The organism is Methylobacterium sp. Leaf88, assembly GCF_001422795.1.
In the GTDB taxonomy this organism is placed as follows: Bacteria; Pseudomonadota; Alphaproteobacteria; order Rhizobiales; family Beijerinckiaceae; genus Methylobacterium.
Map to the genome: position 1 here is coordinate 47,941 of NZ_LMMK01000005.1, position 10,514 is coordinate 58,454.

Consider the following 10,514-nt stretch of genomic DNA (forward strand, 5'->3'; position numbering starts at 1 on the left):
CGCTCCGGTCGCGCCCCTTGCGGGGCGCGCCTCGACAGGAAAGCCCGGTCCGCAAGGCCGGGCTTTTCCGCGTTCTGCGCAGATTCGGATTCGGCGCATGCATCCGGGACGGCAAAGTTTGCGTTGAACCCCTGACAAAGGCCGGCGGCACCCCCATCTCTGACCCGCCCGTGCGGGTGGTCACCCGCCGGCTTGCCCCAGGAGGACGACTCCATGAACAGCGAAGAACGCGACGTCATCGGCGGCATTTTCCAGCGCCTGGAGCAGGCTTCGAGCCAGCCCCGTGACGCGGAAGCCGAGCGCTTCATTGCCGACAAGATCCGGGCACAGCCCTACGCGCCCTACGCCATGGCGCAGCTCATCTACGTGCAGGAAGAGGCGATCAAGAGCCTGAACGAGCAGCTGGAGCAGCTGCGCCGTGCGGGCCAGCAGCAGCCCCAGGGCGGCGGCGGCTTCCTGTCCAGCATCTTCGGCGGCGGCTCCTCCGCCCGCCAGCCCGAGCCGCCACGCCAGGGCGGCGCCTGGGGCAACCAGGGCGGCCAACCGGGCTACGGACAGCCGCAGCAGCCGGGCTATGGTCAGCCGCAGCCCGGCTACGGGCAGCAGCCGGGCTACGGCGGTCCGCAGCAGGGGGGCCCCTGGGCCGGCCAGCAGGCGGCGCCGGCGCGCGGCGGCGGCTTCATGGCGACGGCGCTGCCCATGGCGGCGGGTGCCGCCGGTGGCATGCTCCTCGGCAGCGCCCTCTCCAACGCCTTCGCGGGCGGCCATTCCCAGCTCGGCAGCGCGGCGGCGGCCGGTCTCGGCGGCACCCCGAACATCACCGAGAACAACTTCTTCGGCGGCAGCGGCAACGAGGATCTCGGCTCGGCCCTCGGCGGCGGCAACGACCTTCAGGATGCGTCCTTCACGGAGGATTCCGGCGGCGATTTCGGGGGCGACCTCGGCGGCGGCGGGGACGACGACTGGGTCTGATCCAGGATGACGAAGAGCCGGCGCCTCGAACAGGCGCCGGCTCTTCCGTTTCAGGGATCAGGTCTTCTCCAGGGGTCAGATCTTCGGGGCTCGGACTTCAAAGGACCTCGACGCGCGTGCCGACCGGCGTACGCTCGTAGAGATCGATGACATCGTCGTTCATCATGCGGATGCAGCCGGACGAGACGTTCTGCCCGATCGTGTGCGGCTCGTTGGTGCCGTGGATCCGGTAGAGCGACGAGCCGAGATAGAGAGCCCGGGCGCCGAGCGGATTACCGGGGCCGCCGGCCATGTGGCGCGGCAGGTCCGGACGGCGGCGGATCATCTCCTGGGGCGGCGTCCAGTCCGGCCATTCCCGCTTCTGGCTGATCGTCTTCAGGCCCGACCAGGCGAAGCCCGGTCGGCCGACGCCGATGCCGTAGCGGATCGCCTGGTGCCCGGGCTGCACCAGATAGAGAACCTTCCCCGGCGTATCGACCACGATGGTGCCGGGACGCTGCGGGCCGTCGAAGGCGACCACCTGCCGCGCGTAGCGGGCATCCGGGGCACGGGCGATGCTCTCGACCGCCGGTTCCCGCGCCGGCGCCGTCGGCAGGGCGGCGAGGCGGACCGGGACGCGCTGCGGCGCGATTTGCGCCTGCGGCTCCCATTCCGGCTCCGGGGGAACCCGATCGCCCGAATGCAGCTGGCGCGGCACGGCGGCGGCATAGGCCGCTGGCGCGCGCGCCTCCGCGCGCTCCTCCGGCAGGCGCCGGCCGGGGATCGGGCGCTCCGCCATGGCCCGTGGCGCCTGCGCGCCCGGCCGATCGCTCATCAGGAGTTCGAGGAAGCCGCCGCCATAGGCGCCCGGCCGCGGCGCGCCCTGCGCCTGCGCCCCACTCCCCTGCCCCGCCAATCCCGCCGTCAGGCAGGCGATGGCCACGCACCAATCGAACCGCATGCTCGTCAACGCTCCAAGCCCGATCGACCCCGCTCAGGGGGGCGACATGGGGCGAGGATCGCGGTCCGGGGCGGACACCCGGTGAAGGAACATGGTGAATCGTTCAGGCCGACGCGGCGGCGAACAGGGGAATGGATTCAGCGTGAACGCGCCGTAAAGGTTGCCGATGAGTTGTGACGTTCAAGAAATCGCAATCAGTTGGGCGCAGGATGACCCGGCTTCACTCTTGTTGGCTGATCGCGACCGATGACTCTCAAACGTTACCGCATCGAAGACAGTCTCGGCCTCGCGAGCGCCCCCGTGGCGATGGAATCCGCCGTCTCGTCGGAGGCGGTCACCTTGAACAACAAGCGCCTGGACGAGATCCTGTCCGCGATCCAGGACCTGCGCAAGGTCACGCAGACCAGCACGGTGGAGACCATCGAGGCGTGCCGGAAGGAGCTGAACGAAGCCTTCGCCATGCGCTCCGAGCTCGACATCATGAAGGATGCGATCACCCGCACCAAGCAGGAGATCGCGACGCTCTACCGTTCCGAGAACACCGGCAAGGGCATGCGCCGCGTGGCGGGCGAGCTCGATGCCGTCGTCGACTCTACCGAGCGCGCCACCAGCACGATCCTGGGCGCGATCGAGGAGATCGAGACCAACGCCAGCATGCTGCGCGCCATGACCACCACCATGGCGGGACGCGAGAACATCGACGCGATCCTCGACCGCGTCGTGGTCGCCTTCGAGGCCTGCAACTTTCAGGACCTCACCGGCCAGCGCATCAACAAGATCGTGGGCGTGCTCAAGTTCATCGAGGAACACCTCGACCGGATGATCGAGGCCTGGGGCGGCCTCGACACGTTCAGCGAGCTGCTGGGCGCCCATCCCGCCAAGGTGGACATCGACGACGAGAGCTCGCTCCTCAACGGGCCGAAGCTCGCCGACGATATCGGCCACGTCGACCAGGGCGACATCGACGCGCTGTTCGATTGAGGCGACGGGGCCGGGTCGCCCGGCGCGCCTCCTCCGTCGCCCCTTCCCTCGCCTTCCCCCGAGGCTTAAGTCAGCGGCATGAGCCGCGCGCCCGCGAAAGACCCCGCCTCGAACGATCTGCCGCCTGACGGCTTCGACGATCAGGACGGCTTCCCGCAGGACGGCTTCCGGGAGGACGCCTCCGAGGAGGCGCAGGACCTCGCCCAGGCCGACGACGCCCCCGAGATCGACTTCGATTTCGAGGAGGGCGCGGTCAAGGCCGGCACCGAGGTGATCCGGCGGTTCTGGACGACCCTGCCGACCTCGCCCGGCGTCTACCGGATGTTCGACGAGAAGGGCGACGTCCTCTACGTCGGCAAGGCCAAGAACCTGAAGGCGCGGGTCGGCTCCTATGCCCGGGGCCAGGCGCATTCCAACCGCATCGCCCGCATGATCTCGCAGACGGCGGCGATGGAGTTCGTCACCACCGCCACCGAGACCGAGGCGCTGCTCCTCGAGGCCAACCTCATCAAGCAGCTGAAGCCCCGCTTCAACGTGCTGATGCGGGACGACAAGTCGTTTCCCTACATCCTCGTCACGGCGGATTCGGAAGCGCCGCAGATCATCAAGCATCGCGGCGCCCGGCGCCGGAAGGGCAGCTATTACGGCCCCTTCGCCAGCGTCTGGGCGGTGAACCGCACGGTGAACGCCCTGCAGCGCGCCTTCCTCCTGCGCACCTGCACGGACAGCTACTACGAGAACCGCACCCGGCCCTGCCTGCTCTACCAGATCAAGCGCTGCTCCGGCCCCTGCACCGGCGAGATCGACCTCGACGATTATCGCGCGCTCGCCGACAGCGCGAAGAGCTTCCTGGCGGGCAAGTCGAACGCCGTGAAGGACCGCATGCGCGAGGAGATGCAGGACGCCTCGGAGAAGATGGAATTCGAGCGGGCGGCGCGGTTCCGCGACCGCATCGCGGCCCTGTCGGCGATCCAGGGGACGCAAGGGGTGAACACCCAGGGCGTCGAGGAGGCCGACGTCTTCGCTCTCGACGAGCAGGCGGGCCAGTTCTGCATCGAGGTGTTCTTCTTCCGCAACTTCCAGAACTGGGGCAACCGCGCCTACTTCCCCAAGGCCGACCGCACCATGACGCCGGACGAGGTCCTGGCCTCATTCATCGGGCAGTTCTACGACGACAAGCCGGCGCCGCGCAGCGTCCTGGTCTCGCACGCCATCGAGGATGCGGAGCTCCTGGCCGCCGCCCTGTCGAGCCGCACGGAGTACCGGGTCGAGATCCACCAGCCCCAGCGGGGCGAGCGCAAGAACCTCGTCGAGTACGCGCAGCGCAATGCCAAGGAGGCCCTCGGCCGGCGCCTCGCCGACACCGCCTCCCAGGGCAAGCTGCTCGCCGCCCTCGGGCAGTCGTTCGGGCTTGCCGGCACGCCCCGGCGGATCGAGGTCTACGACAACTCGCACATCATGGGCACGAACGCCGTCGGCGGCATGATCGTCGCCGGGCCGACGGGCTTCGCCAAGCAGCATTACCGCACCTTCAACATCAAGTCCGAGGAGCTGACCCCGGGCGACGATTACGGAATGATGCGCGAGGTGCTGCAGCGCCGCTTCAAGCGCCTCGTCAAGGAGAACCCGCGCACCGCCCGGGAGGCCGCGATCGCCGCCAGCGAGGGCGGCGCCGGGGCACCGGTGGCGGAGCCGCCGCCGGAAAGCGACACCCTGCCGGCCTGGCCCGACCTCGTGCTGATCGACGGCGGCAAGGGGCAGCTCGACGCCGCCCGGACCGCCCTGGACGAGATCGGCGTCACCGACGTCGCCCTGGTGGGCATCGCCAAGGGCCGGGACCGCGACGCGGGCCGCGAGACGTTCTTCGTGCCGGGACGGCCCCCCTTCAAGCTGCCGCCGCGCGACCCGACGCTCTACTTCGTGCAGCGCCTGCGCGACGAGGCCCACCGCTTCGCCATCGGCAGCCACCGGGCCAAGCGCAAGCGCGAGATGGTCAAGAACCCCCTCGACGAGATCGCGGGAATCGGCCCGAGCCGCAAGCGCGCGCTTCTGCACCACTTCGGCACCGTGAAGGCCATCCAGCGCGCGGCCTTCGAGGATCTGGCGAAGACCCCGGGGGTCAACGCCGCCACGGCCCGCGCCGTCTACGACTTCTTTCACACCCATGCGTGACGAGATCGGCGTGTCCGAGCGGTTGACCCCCACCGCCGCACATGGTTTCACGCCTGCGATGAATCCCGTCCTCACCCGCCGCCGGTCGCCAGCCTGGACGCTCGCGAACTGCCTGACCTACGGGCGGCTCGTGGCGGTGCCGGTCGTCGTCGCGCTGCTGTACTGGCCCACCGAGCCGGGCGCGCGCTTCGGCGCCCTGGCGGTCTACATCCTGGCGGCGATCACCGATTATCTCGACGGCTACGTGGCGCGGACCTACGACCAGAGCTCGGCCCTCGGGCGGATGCTCGATCCCATCGCCGACAAGCTCCTGGTGGCCGCCTGCCTCCTCATGCTGGCCGCGGACAACACCATCGTGGGCTGGACCCTCTGGGCCGCCATCGTGATCCTGTGTCGGGAGATTCTGGTCTCGGGCCTGCGCGAGTACCTGGCCGAGCTGAAGGTCGGCGTTCCGGTGAGCAAGGTCGCCAAGTGGAAGACGACCGTACAGCTGATCGCCATCGGCTTCCTCGTCGCCGGCCCGGCCGGGGAAACGATCCTGCCCGGCACGATCCGGGCGGGAACCGTCCTCCTCTGGATCGCCGCCGCGCTGACGCTCTATACCGGCTGGGACTACCTGCGCGCCGGCATCAAGCACGTCATCGACGACCCACGCTGAGGGACACCACGCGATGAAGCTCGTGTATTTCGCCTGGGTGCGCGAGCGCGTCGGCAAGGCCGAGGAGACCGTCGACCTACCCGCCGGGATCGTCACGATCTCGCACCTCGTCGACTGGCTGCGTGGCCGGGGCGAGGAATACGCCTACGCCTTCGAGACCACCGGCATCGTCCGCGCGGCGATCGACCGAGTCCACGCCAAGCCGGACGCGCCGATCGCCGGCGCCTCCGAGATCGCGTTCTTTCCCCCCATGACAGGGGGCTGAGGCTCGGGCCTCAGCCCTTGCGGCCGATGACCGGCGGCTGGGGCGCCCTGCTCAGCGCCTGCCCAGGGCCGCCGTGAAGGCCGTGAGGTTGTGGCGCATCATCGCCACGTAGGTCGGCGCCGGCCCGTCCGGCCCCGACAGGGCGTCGGAGAAGACCTTGCCCCCGATCACGGCGCCGCTCTCGCGGGCGATCTGCTGCATCAGGCGCGGATCGCTGATGTTCTCCAGGAAGACGGCCGGGATCTTCTCCTGGCGGATCTGGCGAATGATCCGGGCGACGTCCCGGGGGCTCGCCTCGCTGTCGGTGGACACGCCCTGCGGGGCGATGAAGGTCAGGCCGTAGGCGGCGGTGAAGTAGCCGAAGGCGTCGTGGGTCGTGATGATCCGGCGTTGGGCCTTCGGGATCGCGGCGATCCCCGTCCGGACCTCGGCCTCCAGGGCGTCGAGGCTGGCGAGATACGCCTTCGCGTTGTCGGTATAGGCCGCGGCATGGTCCGGGTCGATCCGCACCAGGGCATCCCGGATGTTGCCGACGTAGATTCGCGCGTTGGCGATGCTCTGCCAGGCATGGGGATCGTCGTGGTGGCCATGCGCTTGCCCAGGTCCGCCATGCCCAGGTCCATCATGCCCGTGTCCGTCATCCTCGGCCTCGATCGGCTTGACCCCGGCGGAGGCGACGACGACGGGCGCCTTGGTGCCGGAGGCCTTGATCAGCCGGTCGATCCATCCCTCCAGCCCGAGGCCGTTGACCACGACGAGGTTGGCATCCGCCAGGGTCCGGGCGTCGCTCGGCGCCGGCGCGTAGCCGTGGGCGTCGGCGTTCGGCTGCACCAGGGAGGTCACGGCGACATGGTCCCCGCCGACCTGGGCCACCAGGTCGGCCAGGATCGAGAAGGTCGCGACGGCCCGCAGCTTCGTCTCCGCCGCCGAGACCGGACCGAGCAGGCCGAGCAGGAGCACGAGGGCGGCAGGTAGACGGAAGCGCAGGCGCGAGGACAGGAGCCGGAACGGCATCGGGGACGATCCTTTCGGTAAGCTCCCCCGCTCTACTGTAACATTATCACATTTCCTAGCCGGACCGCGGAGCGCGCCCCCAATGGCTTTCGCTTGATCTCGCCGGCGGGCGGACGCAAACACCCCCGCAGTCGCGGCCCGCGTGCCGGCGGACGGGCACGACACGGAAAGAGCGGATCAGATGGCGCGACGGGCGCTTCCCAAGGGCGACATCCTGCCCCTCCTCGGCCGGGTCTGGCGGGAATGGCTGCGTCCGCACCGGGCGACCCTCGCGGTGGTTCTGGTGCTCATCGCCATCGTGGGCGCGGCGACCGGCCTGTACCCGACCCTGATCAAGCTCGCCTTCGACGCCTTCGACCGCAAGGACATGGCCGCACTCGCCTACGGCCCGGTGATCGTCATCGCCATCACGTCGATCCGCGGCTTCGCGCTGTTCGGCCAGAACGTCCTGACCAACCGGGTCGTCACCCGGGTCGAGGCCGACATGCAGGCCGCCCTCTACGGGCACCTCATCGAATCCGACCTCGCCCAGCTCGGCCGCGAGAGCCCGGCGGCCTTCACGCAGCGCTTCACCACGGATTTCGCCTTCATCAAGGAGGCCCTGACCCGCATCTCCACGGTGCTCCTGCGCGACATCGCCATGCTGATCGCCCTGGTGGCGGCCCTGGTCTGGATGGATCCGGTCCTCACCCTGGTGGCGGGCGTGGTGGTGCCCTTCGTCGCCGGCCCGATCGGCCGGGTCGGCAGGAAGCTGCGCCGGGTCTCCACCGCGACGCAGGAGCGGATGGGCCTCACGGCGAGCCTCATCACCGAGAGCCTGCAGGGCGCCCGCATCGCCAAGACCTACGCGCTCGAAGGCTACCTGAAGGGCCGGGCGAAGGGGGCCTTCGACGAGGTGCGCCGCCTCAAGATGAAGGCCGCCAATGCCCGCGGGCGCCTCGACCCGCTCCTCGAGATCGGCGGCGGCTTCGCGGTGGCGGCGGTGCTGGCCCTGGTCGGCCAGCGCGTGACCTCGGGCGACCGCACGGTCGGCGACTTCACCGGCTACGTCACTGCGCTGCTCCTGGCCTCGCAGCCGATCCGCACGCTGGGCACCCTCAACGCGATCCTTCAGGAAGCCGGGGCCGCGCTCCAGCGCTACTTCGCCCTCATGGACGAGGCGCCGCAGATCCGCGACGTGCCGGGGGCGCGCCCGCTCCAGGTGGCGGGGGGCGAGATTCGCTTCAGCGACGTGCAGTTCCGTTACCGCGCCGACGCGCCGGCCCTGGAGGGGATCGACCTCACCGTTCCGGCCGGGGCGACGGTGGCCCTGGTCGGGCGTTCGGGCTCGGGCAAGTCCTCCCTGCTCAACCTCGTGCCGCGCCTCTACGACGTGACCGAGGGCGCGGTGTGCATCGACGGGCAGGACATCCGCACCGTCTCCCTCGCCTCTCTGCGCGCGGCGGTGGCCGTGGTCTCGCAGGACGTGGTCCTGTTCGACGACACCATCGCGGTCAATATCGGCTTCGGCCGGCCGGGGGCGACCCGCGCCGAGATCGAGGCGGCGGCCGAGGCGGCGGCGGCGCACGGCTTTATCAGCCGCCTGCCGGAGGGCTACGATTTCCCCGTCGGTCCCGCGGGCGGACGGCTCTCGGGGGGCGAGCGCCAGCGCATCTCGCTCGCCCGCGCCTTCCTCAAGGACGCCCCGATCCTGCTCCTCGACGAGGCGACGAGCGCCCTCGATTCCGAGTCCGAGCGCCTCGTCCAGGACGCGCTCCTGCGCCTGATGCGGGGCCGCACCACCCTGGTCATCGCGCACCGGCTCTCCACCGTGCGCGATGCCGACTGCATCGTCGTCATGGAGGCTGGGCGGATCGTCGAGACCGGGCGCCACGAGGCGCTGGTGGCGGCGGGCGATGCCTATGCCCGGCTCCATCGGATGCAGCTCTCCGGCGACGTCGAGGACGCGGCCGTGCCGGCCTGACGGGACCGATCCGCCCGCCGCGCGTTGAGCCGGCCGGAGCGGGACTCGGACGTCGATGCGGACAGAGCCATTCGGAACCACGGCGGACGGCGCGGCCGTGATGCGCCACAGCCTCGCGCGGGGCGACCTGCGGGTGCAGGTGCTCGATTACGGCGGCATCGTCAGCCGGATCGACGTGCCGGACCGAAGGGGCCGCGTGGCGAACGTCGTCCTCGGGGCCGCCGACCTCGCGGGCTACGCGGCGAGCGACGCGCATTTCGGCGCGATCATCGGACGCTACGCCAACCGCATCGCCGGCGGCCGCTTCTGCCTCGACGGAGCGGCGTACCAGCTGCCCCGGAACGCGGGCCGCAACACCATGCATGGCGGGCCGGAGGGTTTCGACCGGCGGATCTGGCGGGTCGAAGCCGCCGACGCGGCCAGCCTGACCCTGGCCTACCGATCCCCCGATGGCGAGCAGGGCTTCCCGGGCAATCTCGACGTCGTCGTGACCTACCGCCTGGACGACGACGGCACGCTGGCGATCGACTACGTCGCCGTCACCGACCGGCCGACGATCCTCAACCTGACCAACCACAGCTACGTCAACCTTGCCGGCGAGGGCGCGGGCAGCGCCCTCGGGCACGTCGTCACCCTCGCGGCGGACGCGGTGCTGGAGACCGATGCCGAGCAGATTCCCACGGGCGCGATCCTGCCCGTGGCCGGGACGCCCTTCGACTTCCGGACACCGACGGCCCTCGGGGCCCGCATCCGGACGGCGCACCCGCAACTCGCCCTGGCCCACGGCTACGACCACACCTACGTGCTCGGCGGCGAAGGGACTCTTCGCGTGGTAGCCCAGGCGGTCGATCCAGAGAGCGGACGCTGCCTCACCGTGGCGACGACGCGGCCGGGGCTGCAGCTCTACACCGCCAACATGCTCGACGGGACGGTGACGGGTTCGGGCGGCGGCCTCTACCGCGCGGGCGACGCCGTCTGCTTCGAGGCGCAAGGGTTTCCCGACGCGCCGAACCACCCGGCCTTTCCCAGCACCGTCCTGCGGCCGGACGCGCCCTTCCGGGCGACCACGACCTACCGGTTCGGGACCGTGCCGTAGGTCGGCCGCCGCCGAGCGCCTCAGCCGTGGTGGGAATCCGCCTCGATCAGGATCTCGCGCTTGCCGGCATGGTTGGCCGGACCGACGATGCCCTCGATCTCCATCTTCTCCATCAGGGAGGCGGCGCGGTTGTAGCCGATCTGCAGCCGGCGCTGGATGTAGGAGGTCGAGGCCTTCTTGTCCCGTAGCACCACCTGCACGGCCTGGTCGTAGAGGTCGCCGCCGGCCTCGCCGAAGCTGCCCTGATCGAAGACCGCGCCGTCCACCTCGATCTCGTCCGCGCCGCCCTTTCCGCCCGACGCTCCGTCCTCCTCCGCCGTGACGGCCTCGAGGTAGGAGGGTCGGCCCTGGCGCTTGAGGTGGGCGACCACGCTCTCGACCTCCGCATCGGAGCAGAACGGCCCGTGCACGCGCGTCGTGCGCCCGCCGCCGGCCATGAAGAGCATGTCGCCC

The 10,514-nt window shown here is 70.4% G+C and carries 10 protein-coding genes; 7 read left to right on the forward strand and 3 right to left on the reverse strand.

Annotation, left to right across the window (positions count from 1 at the left end):
• Nucleotides 1-213 precede the first annotated feature (213 nt).
• Nucleotides 214-972 carry a DUF2076 domain-containing protein gene (locus ASF20_RS03390; RefSeq protein ID WP_056212494.1) on the forward strand — a complete coding sequence of 253 codons (759 nt, stop codon included), beginning with the start codon at nucleotides 214-216 and terminating at the stop codon, nucleotides 970-972.
• Nucleotides 973-1,069: 97 nt separating this feature from the next.
• Here the strand turns inward: ASF20_RS03390 and ASF20_RS03395 are convergent, their stop codons facing one another.
• Nucleotides 1,070-1,912 (reverse strand): L,D-transpeptidase, encoded by an 843-nt coding sequence (locus ASF20_RS03395; protein ID WP_056270803.1) that lies wholly within the window; start codon nucleotides 1,910-1,912, stop codon nucleotides 1,070-1,072.
• Between the two features lie 246 nt (nucleotides 1,913-2,158).
• Here ASF20_RS03395 and ASF20_RS03400 point away from each other — a divergent pair, with 246 nt between their 5' ends.
• The 4 genes from ASF20_RS03400 to moaD all read left to right on the forward strand — a co-directional run bounded on the left by ASF20_RS03400 (nucleotide 2,159) and on the right by moaD (nucleotide 5,988).
• The gene (locus ASF20_RS03400) at nucleotides 2,159-2,893 is read left to right on the forward strand and encodes a chemotaxis protein (RefSeq protein ID WP_056212498.1); all 735 of its coding nucleotides are present in this window, start codon (nucleotides 2,159-2,161) and stop codon (nucleotides 2,891-2,893) included.
• 78 nt (nucleotides 2,894-2,971) lie between these two features.
• A complete protein-coding gene (gene uvrC, locus ASF20_RS03405) occupies nucleotides 2,972-5,065 on the forward strand; it encodes an excinuclease ABC subunit UvrC (protein WP_056270807.1) in 2,094 nt (697 codons plus the stop codon).
• A gap of 58 nt (nucleotides 5,066-5,123) precedes the next feature.
• Entirely contained in the window at nucleotides 5,124-5,723 is a 600-nt protein-coding gene (gene pgsA, locus ASF20_RS03410; protein WP_056212502.1) for a CDP-diacylglycerol--glycerol-3-phosphate 3-phosphatidyltransferase, read from the forward strand.
• Nucleotides 5,724-5,736: 13 nt separating this feature from the next.
• On the forward strand, nucleotides 5,737-5,988 hold the full coding sequence (gene moaD / locus ASF20_RS03415; RefSeq protein ID WP_056270810.1) for a molybdopterin converting factor subunit 1: 252 nt from the start codon (nucleotides 5,737-5,739) through the stop codon (nucleotides 5,986-5,988).
• Between the two features lie 51 nt (nucleotides 5,989-6,039).
• Here moaD and ASF20_RS03420 read toward each other — a convergent pair whose 3' ends face one another.
• Complete coding sequence (locus ASF20_RS03420) at nucleotides 6,040-7,002, reverse strand: metal ABC transporter substrate-binding protein (RefSeq protein WP_056270814.1); 963 nt, start codon at nucleotides 7,000-7,002, stop codon at nucleotides 6,040-6,042.
• Nucleotides 7,003-7,183: 181 nt separating this feature from the next.
• Here ASF20_RS03420 and ASF20_RS03425 point away from each other — a divergent pair, with 181 nt between their 5' ends.
• Both ASF20_RS03425 and ASF20_RS03430 read left to right on the forward strand, forming a co-directional pair.
• Nucleotides 7,184-8,965 carry an ABC transporter transmembrane domain-containing protein gene (locus tag ASF20_RS03425; RefSeq protein ID WP_056270818.1) on the forward strand — a complete coding sequence of 594 codons (1,782 nt, stop codon included), beginning with the start codon at nucleotides 7,184-7,186 and terminating at the stop codon, nucleotides 8,963-8,965.
• A gap of 55 nt (nucleotides 8,966-9,020) precedes the next feature.
• Nucleotides 9,021-10,061, forward strand: a complete 1,041-nt coding sequence (locus ASF20_RS03430; RefSeq protein ID WP_056270821.1) for an aldose epimerase family protein — start codon at nucleotides 9,021-9,023, stop codon at nucleotides 10,059-10,061.
• Between the two features lie 20 nt (nucleotides 10,062-10,081).
• Here the strand turns inward: ASF20_RS03430 and ASF20_RS24825 are convergent.
• Nucleotides 10,082-10,514 (reverse strand): DNA translocase FtsK (locus ASF20_RS24825; protein WP_280136464.1); only part of this gene is annotated, 433 nt, incomplete at its 5' end.